The sequence below is a fragment of the Geodermatophilus sp. CPCC 206100 genome (assembly GCF_048569675.1).
In the GTDB taxonomy this organism is placed as follows: domain Bacteria; phylum Actinomycetota; class Actinomycetes; order Mycobacteriales; family Geodermatophilaceae; genus Geodermatophilus.
Genome location: NZ_JAQISV010000065.1, coordinates 1 through 21,073 on the forward strand (window position 1 = coordinate 1; position 21,073 = coordinate 21,073).

Genomic DNA, 21,073 nt, shown 5'->3' on the forward strand with positions numbered 1-21,073 from the left:
GCGGCGTCTCGGCCGGCGGGTGCAGGAGGCGGCGGGCACGGTCGCGCAGCTCGGCCACCGAGCCCAGGCCCGCGTCGACGTCGGCGAGTTCCTCCGCGCCGTGGGAGGCCGCCTGGGCGGCCGAGCCGGTCGCGTCGAGCCGGTCGGTCAGCTCGCGGCTCCGCTGGTTGACCGAGACGGCGGTGCTGGTGCGGAGGTCGTTCTGCAGGGCCCGGATGCCGTCGCGGACCTGCTTGCCGAGGGCGAGCTGGTAGTCGTCGACGAACGCCCGGACCATGGCCCGGGCGTCGCTGCGGCGTCGCTCGACCTGGCGCCGGCGGTCGCCGGTGACCGCGGCACCCCCGGTCGCCACGGCGCCGAGCACGGCGCAGAGGGCGATGACCCACGTCGGCAGGTGCAGCCCCAGGAACCGCGACAGCACGAAGGCCATCATGATCCCGGCGTAGCCGGGCATCACGACCATGAGCAGCCGGGTGGACAGCGGCTGGGCGCCCCCGACGGGTGGCGTGTGCGGGTCCAGGCCGGCGACGAGCTCCGCGGGCGGGACCACCGGGAGGGCCGGCGTCGGGTGCGGGGCCAGGCCGAGCTCCCGCGCGACCCGGGCAGCGATCGTGCGGGCGCCGGCGTGCAGCCGGTGGTGGATGCGCTCGGCCTCGAAGGTCAGGCGCTCGCGCAGCCAGCTCTCGAGCTGGTCCCGGTGCCGGGCGGGATCCCCCGCCTCGATGCTCGAGTCGGCGTCCGCCTGGACGGCGCGGGTCGCGCTGCGGGCCTCGAACTCCAGGTCGCCGCTCAGCGCGGCGAAGCCCTCCCCCAGGACCGCCGGCCACACCTGGGCCGGTGTCTCGAAGGCCTCCCAGCGCGCGCGGGCGTCGCGGTACTCCGCTCGCGCCCGGGCCGGCAGGGCCGGGTCCAGCAGCTCCGCGCGGCGGGCCCGGAGGTCCTGCTCGAGCGCGTCGCACGCGTGCAGGGCGACGGCGGCGGCGTCCCGGGTCGCGCCGAAGGAGAACCGCCCCGGCCCGGCCGTGCCCAGGGCCCGCCGCGCGACGGTCAGCCGCTGCACCAGGTCCTGCCGGCCGTGCACGGTGGCGCCCTTGGTGCACAGGTCCAGCAGCTCCCGGGCGTCGACCTCGGGCACGCCGTTGTCCGTACGGTCCGACCGCGTGGGGGTCATCTCGCGCCTCGTCCTCGTCGTCTGCGGTGACACCGGTGCGGCGTCACGGGGAAGCGTCGTCCGGCGCCTCCGTCCGTGGCGACCGGGGAGCCCCTACGACCGGTCGGGACCGGCCCCCGCGCCCGGGTGGGGACAACCCCCGGACGACGGCTCGCCCGGGGCCGTCACCGCGGACAGCAGCCGTTCGCAGGTGCGCACCAGGAACTCGGCCAGGCGTCGGGACGCCGCCGTCGACGTCGGGTGCGCAGCGGCGCGCTGCCAGCGGGCCAGCTCCGTCGCCGCGGCGTCGGCGAGCTCGCCCGGGCGCGCGTCCGGGCCGCAGCCCAGACGGGCCGCCGCGGGCACGCCGTCGACCCCGAGCAGCCGCTCCGCGATGCGGCGCTGGTCGTCGGGGACGCGGATCTCCCCTGAGCAGAGGGCGTCCACGAGGTCCAGCTCGACCAGCTCGTGGGCGCCCGACCGGATCGCCTCCAGCTGGTAGACCAGCGGCCCGGACGGCACACCGCGCAGGATCGTCTCCAGTGCCGACAGCACCGTCCGCGCCTTGAGCGCCTCGGCGCGGGCGACGAGCCGGCTGTCGACCGCGTTCCGCACCCGGGACAGCCCGTCGTCGTCCAGGAGGGCCCCGGCCGGCGGGCCGGCGGGCCGGACCGCGACCACCGTCTGGCAGGCGCGGGCCGCGGCCGGAGGGGGTCCGTCCCCCAGCTGCACGCCGATCGTGTGGGCGGGGCGGGCGGTCGCGGGCAGCCACGCCGGACGGTCGTCGTCTCCCGGACCGGCATCGCCGAACACCAGGACGGCGGCGTCGGGCGCGGGGTCCCGCGGGTGGTCCTCGGGCGCGGCCGCGGGCGAGTAGCGGACCCCGGGCGGTGCGGTGGCGGCGAGCGCCTCGGCCAGGGCCGCCACCGGCGCCCCGGGCGGACCGGACACGACGATGCGGAGCGGCTCGTCGAGGGCCCGGGCGAGGGACTCGAGCCGCCGGGCCAGGACGGTGCCGGAGTGGACCTCCTGGGCGGTGCGCACGGCGGTCCGCACGTCGCCGAGCAGCCCCGGGGCCGCCGGTTCCACGCTCGGCGGGGCGGCGGCGGGGGGTCCGGGCAGCGACACGGAGCCCTCGACGGTGGTGCCGGCACCGGGCGCGGACCGGACGTCGACCTGCCCGCCGACCGCGGCGACCCGGGCCGCCAGGTTCCGCATGCCGCGGCCCTGGGACGGCGCGCCGGCCGAGGGGTCCCAGCCCGGACCGTCGTCCCGCACCGCGAAGCGCAGCCGGTCCCGGTCCACCCACAGCCGCACCGACACCGCGGCGCCGGGCGCGTGCTTGCGGGCGTTGTTCACCGCCTCCAGGCAGCAGAAGTAGACGGCGGCGTCGACCTCGGGAGGGAACCGCAGGCCCCGGGGGGCGTCCAGGGTGACCGGTGGATCGTCGGCGCCGAGGTCCTCCTCGAGGGCCGCGACCAGACCGGCCTCGGCGAGGACCGGTGACCGGACGCCGGTGCTGGTCCGGGTCAGCAGCTCCTCCACCGTCGCGATCCGTGCGGTGATCTGGTGCAGGCCGGTGCGCGCCTGCTCGAGCCGGCCGGTGGCGAGCTCGTGCTCCACCAGCCCGAGCCCGAGGCTCAGGGACACCAGGTGGTGCTGCGCGCCGTCGTGCAGGTCGCGCTCGATCCGGCGGCGCTCACCGTCGGACTCGGCGACGGCGCGCCGGCGGGCGGCGGCGATGTCCGTGGCGTGCGCCAGCGCCGCCCGCAGCTGCCGCTCCAGCTCGATGCCGGCCCGCGTGGCCTGCAGCGCGACCCCGAGGCTGCTGGCCACCGCCTCGAGCAGCTGCCGGCGCTCGGCGGTGCTCCCGGCGACCGTCACGCGGTCGACGGCGAGCGTGCCGACGTCCTCCGCGCCGTGCCGGACGGGGACCTCCCACCGCGTCTCGCCGGGCTCGGCGCCGGGTCGGGTCCAGGTGTGCACCCGGTCGCGCAGCCCGGGCCGCCGGACGGTCAGGGAGCACTCGTCGGCCCCGAGCCCCAGCCCCACGGCCTCCACGACACGGGCGAGGTCGGGGACGTCGCGGGTCGGGGGCCGGGGCAGCGCCGCCAGCTGGGCGAGCACCTGGTAGCCGGCCGGGCGGTCCTCCCCGGCCCGGCCGCCGGTGATCCGCCGGGCTCCCCCGTACGCGGGCAGGGCGAGGACCGCGGCCACGGCGGTGGCCGCGGCCGCCGCCACGGCGTGCCCGGCGAGACGGTCCGCCGCGAGTTCCACCAGCAGGTAGGCGCCGCCGATCGTGACCGTGACCAGCGCCCAGGAGAGCAGACCGGCCAGGAGCGCAGGCGTTCCCGGGCGACCCCGGTTCACCGGACCGCGACCTCCGTCCCGGCGGTGTCCACCACGACCGGCTCGACCCGGTCGGGCAGCCAGGCGCGGACGACGAGGGGCTCGGCGGCGTCCGGGTCCCCGCCGGCCGGCGCCGCGGTCCCGACGTCCATCCCGCCGCCCAGCGCCGCGAGCCGGTCGGCGTCGTCGGCCAGCAGGGCTGCCAGGCGCTCGGCCGGCACGGGCGGGGCCGGGTCCTCGACGTGCGCGACGATCCGGCCGTCGGCGTGGTCGAGCCGGACGAGCACCGCGCCCTCGCCCGGCCGGCCGGCCAGTGCCCGGACGGCGGAGGCGGCGACGTAGTAGATGCCCGACTCCAGCTCCCAGGGCAGCCGCTCCCCCAGCCCGCCGCTGAGCCGGACCGGCCGGGGCAGGTCGGAGATCACCTCGTCGAGCGCCGCGGCCGGTCCGTGGTCGCGCAGGACGGCGGGGTAGACGCCCCGGGCGACGGCACGGAACCGCTCGAGCAGGTCGTCGAGCTGGACCCGCGCGCGGGCCAAGGCCTGCGTCACCGGCGCGGGGTCGGGATCGGGGTCGGCCAGCCCGGCGGCGGCGAGGCCGACCTCGGCCCGCAGCGCGTCCAGCCGGTCGCCCGTGGCGTAGGCGAGCTCGGCGACCAGCCGCCGCCGCTCGGAGTCACGGGCGGAGGCCAGCCGGCGCCGGGACGCCTGCAGCTCCTCGGCCAGGTCGGCCGCGCGCCGCACCCGCTCGGCGAGCTCGGCGTTGAGCGCGACCACCCGCAGCAGCAGCCCCGCCCCGTTGGCGACGTCCTGCATGAGCTGGCGGTCCTCGGCGGTGACCGCACCGGGCTTGTGGATCGCCACCACCGCCCGCAGCGCCGCCCCGTCGAGGACCGGGACGACGTGGTCGGTGTCCGGGCGGGCGAGCAGCGTGGCCAGGTCCGGCACGGTCACCTCCCCGGCGTCCGGTTCCGGTGGGTGCCGCGCGACCTGGACCAGGCGTTCCCCGATCGACAGCCACACCGTCACCTGCGCGGCCCCGGTGCCGTCGGCCACCACCTGGGCCAGGCCGGGCAGCGCCCGCTCCAGGGAGCCCGACTGCATCCGCCGGGCCGCCTCGGCCAGGGCCGGGAACCGGTCCGACGCCTCCCGACCGGCACGCGACAGGCGCCGGCGGGGCAGGACCAGGTGCAGGCCGGCGGAGGCGAGCGCGGCTCCGGCGACGGGCAGCAGCACGGCCGGCACCGCGGACCCGACGACCCGCCCGAGGCCCTGGACGACGGCGACCAGCACCGCGGCCACCGCGACGGCGACCAGCAGTCCACGCACGGCACCGGCCCCGGTCGCGCGGGCCATCCCCACCCCCGTCCCCTCGGCTCGCGGAACCGCCAGGTCCCGTGCCGACACGCTAGGGGGACCGACCGCCCCGGCCAAGCCGCGCGGTCACCGCTGCCCGCGCTGGGAGCGCAGGTAGGTGAGGACGGCCAGCACCCGGCGGTGGTGCTCGGAGCCGTCGTCCTGCAGGCCGAACTTGCTGAAGATGTTGGCGATGTGCTTCTCGACCGCCTTCGGGGTGACGAACAGCTGCGCGGCGATGCCGTTGTTGGAGCGGCCCTCGGCCATCAGCCGCAGCACGTCGAGCTCCCGCGGGGACAGGGCGTCCACGACCTCCTTGCGGTCCCCGCGCGGGCGCTCCACCAGCCGCTTGGCCAGCACCGGCTCGATGACGATCTCGCCGTCGGCGATCCGGTCGAGGGTGTCGGTGAGGACGTCGACGCTGCCGACCTTCTCCTTGAGCCGGTAGCCGACCGCCTCGGTGCCGATCTCGAGGATCCGCATCAGGTAGTGGGTCTCGGCGTAGTGGGACAGGAAGAGCAGCCCCATGCCGGGGTGGGTGGCCCGCAGCCGTTCGGCGGTGACCAGACCGCCGTCCGGCTCCGGCGGCATGCGGATGTCGAGGATCGCCACGTCGGCCGGCTGCTCGGCCAGCAGGTCGACCAGCGCGTCCCCGTCCGCGGTGCAGCCGACGACCTCGTGGCCGGCGGCCTTCAGCAGCATGAGCAGGCCCTCGCGGAACAGGGCGCCGTCCTCGGCCAGGGCTACGCGCACGGGATCCTCACCTCGATCGTCCCTCTCTCCTCCGCGCCGGACGGCGTGACCTCTCCGCCGAGGCCGCAGACGTGGTCGAGGACCCCGCCGGCCAGCCCCAGCGGCACCCCGGTCAGGACCAGGACGAGGACGTCGCCCTCGCGCCTGCCGACCACCTCGATCGGTGCTCCTCCGGCGCGCACCGCGGCGAGGCAGTCGGTGACCGCGAAGTACGCCGCCCCCTCGGTGGCCGAGCCGAACCGCCCCGGGCCGACGTCGATGCGCACCGGGACCTCGGCGCGGTCGGCGAACTCGCGCAGCGCCGGCCCGAGCCCCGCCTCGTCGAGCAGCGGGGGGTAGATGGCCCGCGCGATCTCCCGCAGCTCCTGCAGCGCGGCGTGCAGTTGGTCCTGCAGGCCCTCGATGGAGGCGTGGAGGGCGGGCAACGCCTCGGGCACCTCGTTGCGGACCACCCCCAGCTGCGGAACGAGGGCGGAGATCCGCAGCGAGGCGCCGTCGTGCAGCTGGCGCTGCAGCCGCAGCCGGCGCTGCCATCGCTCCCGCTCGGCGCGGGAGGGCAGCGGCCGCAGGGAGACGGGAACCGGATCGGGGGGATCGGCCTCCGGCTGCCCGGCCGCGCCCGGAGCGTCGCCCGCGGAGGCTGCAGGCGTCGACGTCATCCCTGGATCGTCGTGGGCCCCGCGCCCGGGCGGTAGGGGGGCACTCCCTACCCACTGGTGGGGTTGTCACCCCGCCCGGTGTTCGCCGCACGGGGCCGGGACACAGGTCGTTGCCAGGCCGATGCGGCCAGTGTTTGGTCGTCGGCGACACGAGCTCTTTCCGTATGCCTCTCATCCGGGAGACGCTGTGGAGTACTACCTCGGAGTCGATCTGGGCACCACGTTCGTGGCAGCCGCGGTCAGCCACGACAACAACACCGAGATGTTCGCTCTCGGGGACCGGTCGACGGTGATCCCCGCGGCGGTCTTCGCCCGGGACGACGGCGCGCTGGTCACCGGTGACGCGGCCGCCCGCCGGGTCGTGAGCAACCCGGATCGGGTCGCGACGGAGATCAAGCGCCGGCTGGGTGACCCGACGCCGGTCCTGCTGGGCGGCTCCTCGTACGCGGTCACCGACCTGCTCGGCGCGCTCCTGCAGGACGTCCTCACCCGGGTCAGCGCCGAACGCGGCGAGCCCGAGATCGTGGTGCTGACCCACCCGGCGAACTGGGGTCCCTTCCGGCGGGAGCTGTTCGAGGAGGTGCCGCGGTTCGCCGGGCTGTCCTCGGCCCTGACCGTCACCGAGCCCGAGGCGGCGGCCGCCTACTACGCGGCGACCCGCCAGCTCGAGGAGGGCGAGGTCATCGCCGTGTACGACCTCGGCGGCGGAACCTTCGACGCGACGGTCCTCCAGCGCGTCGCCGACGGCATCGAGATCCTCGGCTCGCCGGACGGCATCGAGCGGCTGGGCGGGACCGACTTCGACGAGGCCATCCTGTCCTTCGTCAACCACGCGTCGGGCGGTGCGCTCAACGAGCTGGACCTCGGCGACCCGAAGACGGTCGTCGCGCTGTCCCGGCTGCGCCAGGACTGCGTCCTGGCCAAGGAGGCGCTCTCCCTCGACACCGAGGTGACCATCCCGGTCTTCTTGCCCACCCGGCACCTGGACGTGCCGCTCACCCGAGCCGAGTTCGAGGACATGATCCGCGCGCCGGTCGAGTCGACGATCGGCACCCTGAGCCGGGCGCTGCGGACGGCGGAGGTGCCCCCGGACCGGCTCTCGGCCGTCCTGCTCGTGGGTGGCTCGTCGCGGATCCCGCTCATCGCCCGCATGATCGCCGACGAGATCGGCCGTCCCACGGTGGTCGACACCCACCCCAAGCACGCCGTCGCACTCGGCGCCGCCACCCTGGCCCAGGCGCACAGCCGGATCGGCCGGGCGCACGGCGCGGGCACGTCGCGGGCCGACCGGCGCACCGCCGCCGGTGGGGCGGCCGCTGCGGCTGCCGCCGCGGCCACCGTCGCCCAGCCGGCCGCTCGCACCGGCACGTCGCTGGCCGAGCCCCGGGCGGACGGAGCGGTCGCGACCGCTCCGGAGCGACCCGCCGGCGCCGGCGGCATGGGCATCCCCGTCCAGCCGGGCGACGGTGCCGGCGGCGACCGGTCGACGGGCGGCGGGGGGTCCCGCCGCAACGGGGCGGACCCCCGGCGCGCGGGCCCGCCACCCGGCGGAAACGGGGGAACGCGGGACGGATGGCCGGAGGACGCTCCCGGCGAGCGGCCGATGGCATCGCCACCGCCGCCGCCGATGCCGAAGCAGCCGAACCGGCGCCGCCCGCTGCTGGTCGGTGCCGCGGCGTTGCTGGTCGTGGCCCTGGGCGTGTGGCTCGCGATCGTCCTCCTGCGGGACGACGACGACCCCGGCCCGGGCGGTGGCGGGACGGCGGCGTCCCCGTCCGCGTCCGCATCCGCGGCCCCCGCTCCGCCGGCGAGCGCGGCACCGCGGGCGGCCGTGCCGATCCCGACGGTCGGGACCCCCATCGACGTCGGGGAGCTCTCGGGCTTCGTCGCCGTCTCGCCCAACGGACAGCAGCTCTACGTCGCCCGGCGGGCCACCGGCTTCGTCACCGTGGTCGACACCGCGCTCAACGCCGTCACCGCGAACATCCCGATCCCGGCGGGCCCCCCGCAGTTCCTCGTCTTCAACCGGGACGGGACCCGGCTCTACGTCAGCGTCTACGACGACGCCCGCACGATCGCCGCGGTCACCGTCATCGACACCTCGAACAACAAGGAGGTGACCACCATCCCGGTGACCACGCGGCCCTACCTGGGGGCGGTGACCCTCGACGGGTCACGGCTGTTCGTGCCGAACCACGACTCGGGCAGCATCTCGGTGATCGACACGGCGACCAACACTGTGGTCAACGAGGTCAACGTCCCACGGAACCCGCACTGGATCGAGTTCACCCCCGACGGATCCCGGGCGTACGTGGCCAACCACGAGTCCAACCTGGTCACGGTCCTGGACCCCACCACACTCCAGGTGACCGGTGAGATCCCGGTGGAGACGAGTCCGCACAGCGTGGCGGTGCACCCGACCCGGCCGCTGGTGGCCAACGTCAACTACGACTCCGCCTCGGTCACGTTCATCGACAGCAGCACCAACCAGGTCATCGACCGCGTCGACGTCGGGCGGAACCCGCAGGACATCACCTGGTCGGCCGACGGCCGGTACGCCTACGTCGCCAGCGTCGAGAACGACACCGTGTCGGTGATCAACGGCGAGACGTTCGAGGAGACCGCTCGGCTGCCGCTCGGGGACGGGCCGACGTCGGTCGCGGTGCTGCCCGACGGCAGCCGGGCCTACGTCAGCCTGCTCAACCAGGGCCGGCTGGCCGTGCTCAACGTCGGCGGCTGACCGCACCGCCCCGGTCCGGGGGTCAGCGGGGGAAGCCGGCGTCCAGGTACATGTCCAGGACGGCGTCCAGCTGGGCGCTGCACTCGGCGACGGCCGCGCGGTGGTCCGGCGTGTCCTTGCCCGCCTGCAGGGCGCGGGCCTCGGCCAGTTCGGCGGCGGCGCGGGCGAAGTCGACCTCCAGCTCGTCGCGGATGCCGGTGGTCGTCATGGGCAGGGTCATGGTCATGGTCGTTCTCCGATGGGTCGGTGGGTGCGGGAACTCGAGGCGGTCCCGCCGGTCCGAGATGGCTCCGGAATCGGTTTTCGTGCTCTCCGTGCGCTGATACGAGAATGGCTTCCCGCCGGCTGTCGGAACACCGAGCCAGCCCCCGGATCCCTCGGAGAGGACACCCCGGACGCGGGTGGGGTCCGCCCCCGCCCGGTCCTCGTGCCGACCCCGCACAGCACAGCGCGCCCGCGGCGGGAACCCGCCACGGGCGCGCTGGAGCTGGTCGAGGGAGGGAGAACGGCGTGGCCCGGGGGGAGCCCGGGCCACGCCGCCTCACGGATCAGTAGTGGTGGTGGCCCGAGTAGTCGTTGTAGTCGTCGTGGCACTCGCGGTGGTTGTCGTGGCGGTCGTGGCCCCAGTGGTTGTCGTGCCGGTCGTGGTCCCACCGGTTGTCGTGGCGGTCGTGGCCCCAGTGGTTGTCGTGCCGGTGGCCGTGGTCGTTGTCCCAGCGGTTGTTGTGGCGATCGAACATGGGGTTCTCCTTCGCTCCAGGCCCGGGAATGTCGTTTCCCGTGTTCTTGCCTGGGAAAAGAATGGCGCTCGCCCGGTCCGCGAACCATCGAGCAGACCCCCGCAAACCGCCGTTCCATCCCCCCTCCTGCAGGTGGGGTCAACCCCCGCCGTCCGGTCGGGTGCGGCCCACCTCGCCGGGCGCCGCAGGCCCGGCGCGCGGGCGGCGCCACCGGAGAAGCCGACCGTCCGCACCGCTTTCCGTCCCATCCGGCAGGTCCTGCCCCTAGCGTCGGCACCTCCCCACCGGAGGACGACGGAAGGCGATCCCATGACCGCTTCGACCACCCTCACCCGCGAGCGGGCCGACCTCATCGAGTCACTGCGGCGACACCGGGCCTTCCTGCGGTACACCGTCCGCGGCCTGACCGACGAGCAGGCGCTGAGCCGGCCGACCGCCAGCGCGCTCAACCTGGCCGGGCTGATCAAGCACGTGGCGGCCACGGAGGCGGGATGGGTGCGGTTCGCCGAGGGTGGGGCCGAGGCGATGCACCGCAACTGGGGCCCCGATGCCTCGACCCGGCACTGGCACCTGGCGCCCGGGGAGACGCTGGCCGGGGTGCTGGCCGACTACGAGGCGGTCGCGCGGCACACCGATGAGCTCGTCGCGGCGCTGCCCGACCTGGACGCCGAGCACGCGCTGCCGGAGGCACCGTGGTTCGAGCAGGGCGCCCGCTGGTCGGCCCGGCGGGTGTTCCTCCACGTCATCGCGGAGACCGCCCAGCACGCCGGCCACGCCGACATCCTGCGGGAGTCGATCGACGGCCAGAAGACGATGGGCTGACCCCGGCGCTCGACGCCGTTCCCGCCGACGTCGCGGGTCCCTGACCCCCGGCCTCAGCCGTCGACGTAGCGGTCGCGCTCGACGAGGAACTGGCCGGTGGCGGTGTTGGCGTCGACGAACTCCGGCAGCAGCGGGATCCGCACCGTGACGGTGACGCAGACGGAGAACTCCTCCCCCGGTGCCAGGGTCGGCGCGTAGCTGCCGGCCGCCTCGCACCCGGCACCGGCCGGCGCGTAGCCCAGCCGGACGTCGGTCGCGTCCACCGACTGGTCCTCCACCGCCAGCCGCGCCGCCACCGCAGCGCGCACGGCACCGGTCGCCGGGTCCGGCGCGGTGCCCATCGCCCGGCCGGCCTCGCGCGCGGCCGTCGTCGAGGCGAACACCCCGCGCTGCACCGCCGAGAACCCGGCCACGATGTACACCAGCGGCACGAACACCACGATCGCGATGAACACGAACTCCACCAGCGCCGACCCGCGCTCCCCCGGCAGCTGACCCAGCCGCGCCCGCAGCCACCTCACGCCGCGGCCTCCTCGACCGCCCGCCCGGTCACGTCCAGCGGCAGCAGGTCACCCAACCCGGCCAGCAGCGTGGGCACCGAGCCCGAGCAGCGCACCACCACCAGCGGCAGCCCGCTGACGTCGGTCTCCTGCGACGACGTGCACACCAGCCCCTGCGCCGTCCGCTCCGACGTCGCGCGGGCCACGATCGCCACTGTCTGGTCGGCGCCCGCCGACGAGGGCACGTCGGCGTTGGCCGCGTACCGGGCACCCTGCTGGGCGCTGGCGGTCACCACGTTGCGGACGTGCACGTAGACCGCGACCTGCAGCACCGCCAGCAGCAGCACGACGACGAGCACCGAGACGAAGACGAACTCCACGACCGCACCGCCGCGCTCACCGTCGTCCGCGGCCGGGAGGCGGAGGGGTCCTCCCTCAGCCACCGCTCGTGACGGAGGACAGCGCGTTGGTCACCGCGGCGACGATCGCCTCCCGGAACGGGATGAGGATGGCGAGCACCAGGGCCGCCGTCATCACCGTGATCATCACCCAGCCGGGGACGTCACCCCGCTCGGGGTCCTCGCCCCTCAGCCGGTCCGCCAGGGCGGCCAGCGCCGCCACCACCACAACCGTGAACCCGCGCACGCGGCGTCCTTCCTCTCGGTCCGCCGCGCTCATCGCGCCAGCGAGACGATGCTGATCAACCCCGGGAACAGGGCGAAGAGAACGGTCACCGGCAGCACCAGGAACACCACCGGGACCATCATCTGGATCTCCTTGCGGCCGCCGGCCTCCAGCAGCCGCCGCTTGCCCGCCTCCCGCACGTCGGCGGCCTGCGCGCGCAGCACCTCGGCCAGCGGGGTGCCGCGCTCGATCGCCACCAGCAGGCCGTCGACGAAGCGGGCCAGCGGGTCGAGCGAGGTGCGGTCGGCGAGCTGCTGCAGCGCGTCGACCAGCGGAACGCCGGCGCGGGCCCGGCCGAGCGCGGAGCCCAGCTCGGCGGCCAGCTCACCCCCGGACAGGCGGGTCACCCGCGCGATCGCGGCGGCCGGGCCCTCCCCCGCCGTCACGGCCAGCGCCAGCAGCTCGGCGACCACGGGGAACTCGGCGAGCAGCAGCTCCTCCCGGCGGCGCACCTGCTGGGTGAGCCACCAGTCGCGGCCGAGCACCCCGCCCAGCAGCCCGGCGACGCACAGCAGCCCCACCGACAGCACGTTGAGATCCCGGGCGAGGAGGGAGCCGACCACCGCGAGCAGCGCCGCCCCGAGCAGTCCGAGCCCGCCCCACACGACCTGCTCGACCCGGAGGTCCTCGACCGTCGACTCCCCGCCCAGCGCGTCGAGCCGGCGGCGCACCGCCGTCCGGCCGCCGAGGACCCGGTCGACCAGCCGGGCGCCGTCGGCCACGACCGGCCCGAACAGCCGACGGGCCGCGGTGAGCAGGCCCGGCTCGGTCGCCGTCCCCAGCAGCCGGGACGGCGGCGGGGTGTCGTGCACGTAGGGCGCGAGCCGGTCCACCAGCCGCACCGACCGGAACGGCGGCGCGAACGTGACCACCAGCAGCACCCCGGCCGCCGCGGCCAGGCCCAGCAGCATCCCGGCCAACGACGCGCTCACTGCAACACCCGCGCGTCCTGCGGCCCGTTCGCTGCGCTCCTCGCTCGCTGGCGCTCGCTGCGATGCTCGCTCACTGCAACACCCGCACGTCCTGCGGCAGCCGCCCGATCCGCAGCATCAGCCGGTACGCGACCAGGCACACCGCCGCGCCGCCGAGCAGCAGCGCGGTGCCGACGGGTGAGTCGTAGGCGGCCAGCGTCGCCGACTGGGTGGCCAGCAGCAGGAGGACCACCCACGGTGCGGCCACCGCCAGCCGCGCGGCCTGCACCACCCAGCCCTGCCGGGTCTCCAGCTCGGCGCGGGCCCGGGCGTCCTCGCGGAGGAAGCCGGCCAGCGTCCGCAGGACCCGGCCGAGGTCGCTGCCACCGACCTCCCGGGCGACCCGCAGCGTCTCCACGATGCGGTCGCCGACCGGATCGGCGAGGTCGTCCTTCAACCGGTCCAGGCAGGTGCCGAAGCGGCCGCTGGAGCGATACTCGGCGGCGAACCGGGCGAACGGGGCGCGCAGCGGCTCGGGTCCGCGGGTCGCCAGCGCCGACAGCGCCTCGGGCAGCGACAGCCCGGCGCGGACGGCCGACGCCAGGTTGTCGACCACCTCGGGCCACACCTCGCGCAGGTCGGCTCGCCGCCTGACCGCGAGCCGGCGCACCTGGACGGCGGGCAGCGCGAACCCGAACACGCCGAACGCCACGCTGACGGTCACCGTGCCCGTGGTGAGCAGGACGACGACCAGCGCGAGCACTCCCAACCCGACCTGCAGCGCCGTCAACTGCGCGGCGTTGATGCCGGTCAAGCCGGCCGCGGCGAGCTGCTGCTGCCGACGGGAGGGGCCGCGCAGCCCGGTGCGGCGCTGCGGCGCCCGCGGACCGCTGCGCCAGACCAGCAGCAGCCCGACGCCGAACAGCAGCCCGAGCAGGGCGCCGGTCATGCCTGCCCCAACAGGGCCGGCAGGTCGAAGCCGTGCGCGGCGAACCGCTCGGGGTGCGGCGGGTAGCCGTCGGCCCGCACCAGCCGGCCGGCGCGGGTGGTGAACACGTCGGCGAGCTCCACGACGCCGTCCTCGGCCCGCCCGGGGACGGCCACGACCTCCCGCACCCGGCGCCGGCCGTCGGGGTCGCTGCCGACGTGCACCACCAGGTCCACGCTGGCCGCCACCGTGGGGACGACGAAGGCGTGCCCGATGTTCTCGCCGGCCAGCAGGGGCAGGGTGCACATCTTCCCGACCGCCTCGCGCGCGCTGTTCGCGTGCAGCGTGCACATCCCCGGCAGGCCGGAGTTGAGCGCGATCAGCAGGTCCAGGCACTCCTCCTGCCGCACCTCGCCGACCACGATCCGGGAGGGCCGCATCCGCAGCGCCTCCTTCACCAGCCGGCGCAGCGGGATCTCCCCAGCGCCCTCGAGGTTCGGCTGGCGGGTCTGCATCGCGACGACGTCGGGCAGTGGCACGCGGAGCTCGAACACCTCCTCGCAGGTGACGACCCGCTCGCGCGCCGGGATCGCCGCGCACAGGCAGTTGAGCAGCGTGGTCTTCCCCGCCTGCGTGCCGCCGGCCACGAGGATGTTCAAGCCGGAGACGACCGCTGCCTCCAGGAACCGGGCCGCCTGCGCGGTCAGCGTCCCCAGGGCGACCAGCTCGTCGAGCGAGTGGGCCTGCAGCACGAACTTGCGGATGTTGACCGCCATGTGCCGCCGCGTGATGTCCGGGATCACCACGTGCAGCCGCGACCCGTCGGGCATCATCGCGTCCACGAACGGCGTCGACATGTCGATCCGCCGTCCCGACGTGCGCAGCATCCGCTCGACCAGGTCGGCCAGCTCACCCGCGCCGAGGATCGTCGTGGTCAGCTCGCTGCGGCCGCGCCGCGCGACGAACACCCGGCCCGGCTCGTTGACCCAGATCTCCTCCACCTCGGGGTCGTCGAGGTGGCGCTGCAACGGCCCGAACCCGGCCACCCGGTCCAGCACGTCGCGGACCACCGACTCCGCGTCGCCCAACGGCGGCAGCGCGGAGGCGATGGAGCGCTCGGAGTAGTCGGCGACCACGTCGCGGACCAGCAGCCGCACGGGCGCGGGGTCGGTGAACGGGTCCAGCCCCCGACGGCGGATGAGCTCACGCACCTCGCCGTCGACGACCTCCAGCGCACTGGTCGCAGCCGGCACGGCACCCCCGTCGTCTTCGCTGTCCGGACGACGGACTGTAAGAGAACGGAACCGTCCGCGGGGTGCCGATCGGACGGTCTGTGGACGACGCCACGACAGCGCCACCCGGACGGGTGTCACCCGCGCTACGCAAAGCCACCTAGAGGGTCACCGGGTGTGGCCGCGGGAGCTCGTGCTCTGCCCACCGGTGGGGGCAGAGCACGAGCTTCCTCAGGTACAGATGCTCCGGCTCCGGCTCCGGATCAGCGGCCGGCGGTCACCGGCGTCCGCTCCGGCGGCCCGGACGGCGCCTCGACGGTCAGGCGCGGCAGCGCCCGCTCCAGGCGACGCGGCAGCCACCAGTTCGCCCGGCCCAGCAGCTCCATCGCAGCCGGCACGAGCACCATCCGGACCAGGGTCGCGTCGATCGCCACCGCGACGGCCAGCCCGAACCCGAACAGCTGCAGCTCCCGGGCCGAGCCCAGGACGAAGCTGCCGAAGACGCACACCATGATCGCGGCGGCGGCGGTGATGACCCGCGCCGTCCGGGTCAGGCCCAGCGCGACGGCCGAGGTGTTGTCCCCGCTGCGGTCGTACTCCTCGCGGATCCGGGAGAGCAGGAACACCTCGTAGTCCATCGACAACCCGAACACGATGGCGACCAGCATCATCGGCACCCAGGCCTCGATCGGCGCGACGCCCTCGACACCCAGCAGTGACGCGCCCCAGCCCCACTGGAACACCGCCACCAGCGCACCGAACGCCGCCCCGATCGACAGCAGGTTGACCACCACCGCCTTGAGCGCCACCAGCAGCCCGCGGAACACCACGGTCAGCAGCACGAACGACAGCCCGAGCACCACGGCGAGGAACAGCGGCAGCCGGTCGGCGGTGTAGTCGGCGAAGTCCACGGCCGCGGCCGGCGCCCCGCCGACCGCCACCTCGGCGTCCACCCCGGCCAGCGTGTCCCGCAGCCGGTGCACCAGGTCGGTGGTCGCCGCGTCGCGCGGCGCGGAGGTCGGCACCACCTGCAGCAGCGCGGTTCCGCCGTCCTCGGCCACCACCGGTGGGCTCACCGACGCGACGCCGGGGTCGGCCGCGACGAGGTCCGCGACCGACGCCGCGACGTCCTCGGGCGCGTCGACGACGACCACCAGCGGACCGTTCCCGCCTGGTCCGAACCCCTCGGCCAGCAGGTCGTAGGCCTGGCGCGCACTCGACGACTCCGGTTGCGTCCCGGCGTCGCTGAAGCCCAGCCGCAGGTCCAGCACCGGCAGCGCGAGGACCACCAGCGCGCCCAGCGCGGCGACCACCCACACGCCCGGACGGCGCTGCACCGCCCGCGCCCACCGCGCGGCACCCGCTCCCGACCCGTCGCCGGCCCGCCGGCGGCCGAACCGCACCCGGTCGATCCGCGCCCCGACGAACCCCAGCACCGCCGGCAGCAGGGTCACCGCCGCGAGCATCGTCACCAGCACGGAGACGGCGATGCCGATGGCGACGGCGGTGATCAGCGCCATGCCCATGAACACCAGCCCGAGCGAGGCGATGACGACGGTGCTGCCGGCGAACAGGACCGACCGGCCGGCGGTGCCCTGGGCGAGCACCACCGCGTCGGCCACCGGGACGCCGGCGTGCAGCGCCTCCCGGTAGCGGGTGACCACGAGCAGCGAGTAGTCGATCCCCACGCCGATCGCGATCATCCCGGCCGCCGGCCCGGCGAAGCTCGGCACGTCGACCGCGTGCGCGGCCAGCCCGATCGCGGCGACACCGCAGGCCGCACCGACGATCCCCACCACCAGCGGCAGCGCCATCGCCAGCAGCGATCCGAACGCCACGAGCAGGATCACCGCAGCCGCCGCGACGCCGATCAGCTCGGCCGGGACGCCGCCGCTCCCGCCCTCGTCCTGCGCGAGCCCGACCTCGATCCGCAGCCCGTCCACGTCGGTCGCGGCCGCCAGGTCGGCGATCGCGTCCCCCGCCTCGGCCAGCTCCGCGGGCTCGCGCTGCGGCAGGTCGACCTGCAGGTAGGCGGTGCGGCCGTCGGGCGACACCTGCCGCTCGCCGCCCGGCTCGAACGGCCCGAGGACCTCGGCGTCGGGCAGCCCGGCGGCGATCCGCGCCCCGAGCTCCCCGGTGGCCGACCGCACCTCCGGCGTGTCCAGCCCGCCGTCGCGGTGCAGCACCACGTGCGCCTGCGTGCCCGACCGGGCGTCGAAGCCGGCGGCGGTGAGCAGGTCGGCCGCGCGCTGGCTCTCCGAGCCGGGCAGCGCGAAGTCGTCGGTCGTGGGGCCGGTGAACGCCCCGGCGAGCACGGAGAGCGCCACCACGGCGACCAGCCAGCCGACGACGACCAGCCGGCGGGCGCGGAGGCAGGAGCGGGCGAGGGCATCGAGCACGGGAGCTCCAACGGGTGCGGCAGGAGGGACGCGCCGACGCTAGGGACGGGACCGGGCCGGCCGCGTCCGCCGCAGGACCCGACCCGGTCCGCTCCTCGACGTACCCGGTGCCCGGCCGATACGTCGCTCCGCGGACGCCAGGGCCGCCCCGGACGTCCTAGCCTCCCCGCATGAGCTGGCGTCCCGGGCGCCTCGACGTCGCCCTGACCCTGGGCTCGGTCCTCTCGGCGTGGGCCGCGCTGGCCGCGCACCTGGAGCCCGAGGCCCGGCCCGCCGACGCGCTGGCCGTCGCGTTCGCGGCCGCCGTCGGGCTGCCGATGCTGGCCGCCCGGCGTGCTCCCGTCGCGACGCTCCTGGTGAGCAGCGCACTCCTGCTCGGCTACTACGTCACCGGGTACCCGGCGATCGGCCTGGTCCTCCCGCTGGCGCCGGCCCTGTTCACCGTCGCCGCCGCCGGCCGCCTGTGGGTGGGCGCCGCGCTGGGCGGCGGCTTCCTGGCCCTGTCCCTGCTCTTCCGGCTGCTCAGCCCCTCGGAGGGCGAGCGGGCCGGCCTGGTCCTCGGGTACGACGGCGCGCTGTCCCTGGCCCTGCTCGCCGCCGTGCTCGCCCTCGGCGACGCCGTCCGCTCCCGGCGCGGCTGGCAGGCCGAGACCGCCGAGCGGCTGGCCCGGGCTGCCGAGGAGCGGGAGGCCGAGGCCGGCCGCCGGCTCGCCGACGAGCGCATGCGGATCGCCCGCGACGTCCACGACCTGCTCGGGCACGCCGTCGCGGTGGTGACCCTGCACGCCGCCGTCGCCGCCGAGGCCCTGGACGACGACCCGCCCGCCGCGCGCCGGGCCCTGGAGACGATCCGCGCGGTCAGCCGGGACGTCCTCGCCGACCTCCGCGGCACCGTCGGGCTGCTGCGGGAGCCCGCGCCCGGTCAGCCGAGCGCGCGGGTCAGCGGGCTGGCCGACGTCCCCGACCTGGTGAGCGCGACCGCCGCCACCGGGGTCGAGGTGCGGCTCACCGTCGAGGGCGAGGCCCGCCCGCTGCCGGCCGCGGTCGAGGCCACCGCGCACCGGGTGGTGCAGGAGGCGCTGACCAACGTCCTGCGGCACGCCGGGGCGACCTCGGCCGCCGTCACGGTGCGGCACGGCGAGCACGACGTCACCGTCACCGTGACCGACGACGGGCGGGGCAGCACCGGCACCGCCGGCGGCCACGGGCTGCTCGGCATGCGGGAGCGGGTCGCGCTGCTCGGCGGGCGGCTGGACGCCGGCAACGGGCCGGACGGCGGTTTCGGCGTCAACGCCGTCCTCCCGGTGGCCGTCGAGCGCAGCGGGGCCGCGGTGTGATCCGGGTGCTCGTGGTCGACGACCAGCCGCTGGTCCGGGCCGGCATCCGCGCGGTGCTCGACCGGGCCGAGGACCTCCAGGTGGTCGGCGAGGCCGGGGACGGGCGGGCTGCCCTCGCCCGGCTGCGGGCCGTGCCGGTGGACGTCGTGCTCATGGACCTGCGGATGCCCGGCGTCGACGGGCTGGCGGCCACCCGCGGCATCACCGCCGACCCCGCGCTGGAGTCGGTGGCCGTCGTCGCGCTGACCACCTTCGACGACGACGAGCTGGTGTTCGGGGCGCTGCGCGCCGGCGCCGCCGGGTTCCTGCTCAAGGACGCCGAGCCCGACGAGCTGCGCCGCGCCGTCCGGTCGGCGGCCGCCGGGGAGGCCGTCCTCGACCCCGCGGTCACCCGCAGCGTGCTCGCCGCCGCCCTCTCCGCGGCGCCTCCGGAGGCGGCCGACGACGGCGCGCTGGGCCCGCTCACCGACCGCGAGCGCGAGGTGCTCGCCGTCGTCGGCGAGGGCCTGTCCAACGACGAGATCGCCGCCCGCCTGCACATGAGCCCCGCGACCGCGCGCACCCACGTCGGCCGGCTGCTCAGCAAGCTGGCCGCCCGCGACCGCGCCCAGCTGGTGGCGATCGCCTGGCGCTCAGGTGTGGTGCCGCCCGGCGGCCCGGGTCGCTAGGCCGGCGTCTGCCGGGCCCGGGCGCGGCCGGCGGCACGCCACTCCTGCGGCGGAACGCCGTGCGCGGCGCGGAAGCGCCGGGTCAGGTAGCCGGCGTCGGCGTACCCCACTCGCCCGGCGACCGCCTGCACGGTCAGGTCGGTCTCCCCGAGCAGGCGGCGGGCCTCGGCCAGCCGCCGCTCGGTGATCCACTGCTGCACGGTCCGCCCGGTGCGCCGGCCGACCACCGTGGTGAGGTGCCCGGCCGTCAGGCCCACCTCGGCCGCCACCTCCCGCAGCGAGATCGGCTCGGCGAAGCGCCGCTCGATGACGTCGAAGACGGCGGCCAGCAGCGGTTCGTCGCGCAGCCGCAGGTGGCCGGGGACGTCGGTCGCCAGCCGGGCCAGCTCGACCAGCAGCAGGGTGAGGTGCGCCAGTGCGGCCTCGGCCGCACCGTCCCGGGGCTCCCGCAGTTCCCGGTCGAGGTCGGCGAAGCGACGCGCCCAGACCGGCCGCTCCGCCTCCGGCACGGACAGCCGCTGCACTCCCCCGGCGCGGCGACCCACGAACGGGAACAGCAGGGGGTGCGCCCGCCACGAGCCCAGGGTCCCGGGGTTGCGCCGCTCGACGGCGTCGGGCGGGAAGTAGGCCGACCAGAGCACCACCTCATCGGCGTCGGACGACCACTCGGGCGCCACCACCTCGCCGGGTGCGACGACCACGAGGTCACCCGCCGACAGCTGCTGCCAGCGCCCGTCGAGGCGCAGCCGGCCGGACCCCCGCTCGACGTGGCTGAGCACGATGAAGTCGTGCGCGTGGGCGCCGCCCGGCCCGGCGTCGACCACCGCGTGCGCGCCGCCCTCGAACCGGTCGACCGCGACCGGGGGCCGGCCGGGCACCCGGGGATAGCCGAAGACCGGCGCACCGTCGACCAGCCGACCGGTGGGCAGCCCGCCCGGCCGCGGGCCGGAAGATCGTCCCGGCACGGCCGAGATCCCGCCATGGTCGCCGCCCATCTCAGCGGGGAGGGTAGTCGGCAACCGACGGAAGATGGTCCCAGCACGGCACAGGGGCCCGACCCCAGGAGACGCCCGCGATGAGCACCCTGCCCACCTCCACCGAGGTGACCGGCGAGCAGCGCCCCTTCCTGCCCGGGATGGGGCACCGGTGGCTGCTGCCGCTCTACGACCCGCTCACCCGGCTGGTCGGCGTCAGCCGGGTGCACCGGCGCCTGCTCGAGCAGGCGGCGCTGCAGCCGGGCCAGCGGGTGCTCGAGATCGGCTGCGGCACCGGCAACCTGCTGCTGGGGGCCAAGCGTCGGGAGCCCGGGGTGGCGGCGGTCGGGCTGGACCCCGACCTCGACGCCCTCGCCCGCGCCGCGCGCAAGGCCCGCCGGGCCGGGCTGCCCGTGCAGCTGGATCGGGGGCACGCCGACGCGCTGCCCTATCCGGACGGCAGCGTCGACGTCGTCCTGTCCTCGTTCATGCTCCACCACCTCCCGGCCGGGGAGCAGGAGGCCGCGATGCCCGAGGTGGTCCGGGTCCTGCGCCCGGGCGGCTCGCTGCACCTGCTGGACGCCGACGCGCCCGACGCCGCCGAGCACGGGCACGGGCACGCGCACGGGCACCGACGCAGTCCGATCCACGACTCCGCCGTCGCCGACGTCCCCGCCCTGCTGCGCGCGGCGGGGTTCGTCGACGTGGCCACGACCTGGTCCGACGAGCGCCGGCCGTTCGGCCGGTTCAGCGCCTACCGCGCGACCCGCTGAGGCGCCGGCGCGACCAGGCCGGCGTCCGCCGCGCCCGGGTGGTCACTCGGCGCGGCGGACGGTGAGGTGCGGCGGCCGCGCCAGGGTCTGCGCGACGAC

The 21,073-nt window shown here is 76.2% G+C and carries 20 protein-coding genes; 5 read left to right on the forward strand and 15 right to left on the reverse strand.

Features of this window, described 5'->3' with window-relative positions; translation table 11 throughout:
- The 5 genes from PGN05_RS23380 to PGN05_RS23400 all read right to left on the reverse strand — a co-directional run.
- On the reverse strand, nt 1–1,171 hold a 1,171-nt coding region (locus PGN05_RS23380), incomplete at its 3' end, for a hypothetical protein (protein WP_419754978.1).
- A gap of 93 nt (nt 1,172–1,264) precedes the next feature.
- Nucleotides 1,265–3,520 carry a sensor histidine kinase gene (locus PGN05_RS23385; RefSeq protein ID WP_419754979.1) on the reverse strand — a complete coding sequence of 752 codons (2,256 nt, stop codon included), beginning with the start codon at nt 3,518–3,520 and terminating at the stop codon, nt 1,265–1,267.
- Entirely contained in the window at nt 3,517–4,854 is a 1,338-nt protein-coding gene (locus PGN05_RS23390) for a hypothetical protein (protein WP_419754980.1), read from the reverse strand. Before PGN05_RS23390 ends, PGN05_RS23385 begins: the two co-directional genes overlap by 4 nt.
- Nucleotides 4,855–4,941: 87 nt before the next feature.
- The gene (locus PGN05_RS23395) at nt 4,942–5,607 is read right to left on the reverse strand and encodes a response regulator transcription factor (protein WP_419754981.1); all 666 of its coding nucleotides are present in this window, start codon (nt 5,605–5,607) and stop codon (nt 4,942–4,944) included.
- Nucleotides 5,598–6,266, reverse strand: coding sequence for a histidine kinase (locus PGN05_RS23400; RefSeq protein ID WP_419754982.1), 669 nt, complete (start codon nt 6,264–6,266; stop codon nt 5,598–5,600). Before PGN05_RS23400 ends, PGN05_RS23395 begins: the two co-directional genes overlap by 10 nt.
- Before the next feature lie 187 nt (nt 6,267–6,453).
- Here PGN05_RS23400 and PGN05_RS23405 point away from each other — a divergent pair, with 187 nt between their 5' ends.
- Entirely contained in the window at nt 6,454–9,006 is a 2,553-nt protein-coding gene (locus PGN05_RS23405) for an Hsp70 family protein (RefSeq protein WP_419754983.1), read from the forward strand.
- Between the two features lie 22 nt (nt 9,007–9,028).
- On the opposite strand, the gene PGN05_RS23410 is transcribed toward PGN05_RS23405, so the two are convergent.
- Both PGN05_RS23410 and PGN05_RS23415 read right to left on the reverse strand, forming a co-directional pair.
- Nucleotides 9,029–9,232: a hypothetical protein gene (locus tag PGN05_RS23410; protein ID WP_419754984.1), complete on the reverse strand. Its 204-nt coding sequence runs from the start codon at nt 9,230–9,232 to the stop codon at nt 9,029–9,031.
- 322 nt (nt 9,233–9,554) lie between these two features.
- Nucleotides 9,555–9,746, reverse strand: coding sequence for a hypothetical protein (locus PGN05_RS23415; protein WP_419754985.1), 192 nt, complete (start codon nt 9,744–9,746; stop codon nt 9,555–9,557).
- 309 nt (nt 9,747–10,055) lie between these two features.
- Between PGN05_RS23415 and PGN05_RS23420 the strand changes: the two genes are divergently transcribed.
- Nucleotides 10,056–10,568 carry a DinB family protein gene (locus PGN05_RS23420; RefSeq protein ID WP_419754986.1) on the forward strand — a complete coding sequence of 171 codons (513 nt, stop codon included), beginning with the start codon at nt 10,056–10,058 and terminating at the stop codon, nt 10,566–10,568.
- 53 nt (nt 10,569–10,621) lie between these two features.
- Here the strand turns inward: PGN05_RS23420 and PGN05_RS23425 are convergent, their stop codons facing one another.
- From PGN05_RS23425 to PGN05_RS23455, 7 genes are all read right to left on the reverse strand, one after another.
- Nucleotides 10,622–11,089 (reverse strand): hypothetical protein, encoded by a 468-nt coding sequence (locus tag PGN05_RS23425; protein ID WP_419754987.1) that lies wholly within the window; start codon nt 11,087–11,089, stop codon nt 10,622–10,624.
- Complete coding sequence (locus PGN05_RS23430) at nt 11,086–11,448, reverse strand: TadE/TadG family type IV pilus assembly protein (protein ID WP_419754988.1); 363 nt, start codon at nt 11,446–11,448, stop codon at nt 11,086–11,088. The genes PGN05_RS23425 and PGN05_RS23430 overlap by 4 nt, the downstream gene beginning before the upstream one ends.
- Nucleotides 11,449–11,503: 55 nt before the next feature.
- On the reverse strand, nt 11,504–11,713 hold the full coding sequence (locus PGN05_RS23435; RefSeq protein ID WP_419754989.1) for a hypothetical protein: 210 nt from the start codon (nt 11,711–11,713) through the stop codon (nt 11,504–11,506).
- 29 nt (nt 11,714–11,742) lie between these two features.
- The gene (locus PGN05_RS23440) at nt 11,743–12,684 is read right to left on the reverse strand and encodes a type II secretion system F family protein (RefSeq protein ID WP_419754990.1); all 942 of its coding nucleotides are present in this window, start codon (nt 12,682–12,684) and stop codon (nt 11,743–11,745) included.
- A 70-nt stretch (nt 12,685–12,754) separates the two neighbouring features.
- The gene (locus tag PGN05_RS23445) at nt 12,755–13,612 is read right to left on the reverse strand and encodes a type II secretion system F family protein (RefSeq protein ID WP_419754991.1); all 858 of its coding nucleotides are present in this window, start codon (nt 13,610–13,612) and stop codon (nt 12,755–12,757) included.
- On the reverse strand, nt 13,609–14,844 hold the full coding sequence (locus PGN05_RS23450) for a CpaF family protein (RefSeq protein ID WP_419754992.1): 1,236 nt from the start codon (nt 14,842–14,844) through the stop codon (nt 13,609–13,611). The genes PGN05_RS23445 and PGN05_RS23450 overlap by 4 nt, the downstream gene beginning before the upstream one ends.
- 242 nt (nt 14,845–15,086) lie before the next feature.
- Nucleotides 15,087–17,222 (reverse strand): MMPL family transporter, encoded by a 2,136-nt coding sequence (locus tag PGN05_RS23455; protein WP_419754993.1) that lies wholly within the window; start codon nt 17,220–17,222, stop codon nt 15,087–15,089.
- Nucleotides 17,223–17,392: 170 nt separating this feature from the next.
- Between PGN05_RS23455 and PGN05_RS23460 the strand changes: the two genes are divergently transcribed.
- The gene (locus PGN05_RS23460) at nt 17,393–18,559 is read left to right on the forward strand and encodes a sensor histidine kinase (protein ID WP_419754994.1); all 1,167 of its coding nucleotides are present in this window, start codon (nt 17,393–17,395) and stop codon (nt 18,557–18,559) included.
- 5 nt (nt 18,560–18,564) lie between these two features.
- Nucleotides 18,565–19,227 carry a response regulator transcription factor gene (locus tag PGN05_RS23465; RefSeq protein ID WP_419754995.1) on the forward strand — a complete coding sequence of 221 codons (663 nt, stop codon included), beginning with the start codon at nt 18,565–18,567 and terminating at the stop codon, nt 19,225–19,227.
- On the opposite strand, the gene PGN05_RS23470 is transcribed toward PGN05_RS23465, so the two are convergent.
- Nucleotides 19,224–20,222, reverse strand: coding sequence for a helix-turn-helix domain-containing protein (locus tag PGN05_RS23470; RefSeq protein WP_419754996.1), 999 nt, complete (start codon nt 20,220–20,222; stop codon nt 19,224–19,226). The genes PGN05_RS23465 and PGN05_RS23470 overlap by 4 nt on opposite strands.
- 80 nt (nt 20,223–20,302) lie before the next feature.
- Between PGN05_RS23470 and PGN05_RS23475 the strand changes: the two genes are divergently transcribed.
- Nucleotides 20,303–20,974, forward strand: a complete 672-nt coding sequence (locus PGN05_RS23475; protein ID WP_419754997.1) for a class I SAM-dependent methyltransferase — start codon at nt 20,303–20,305, stop codon at nt 20,972–20,974.
- Nucleotides 20,975–21,073 lie beyond the last annotated feature (99 nt).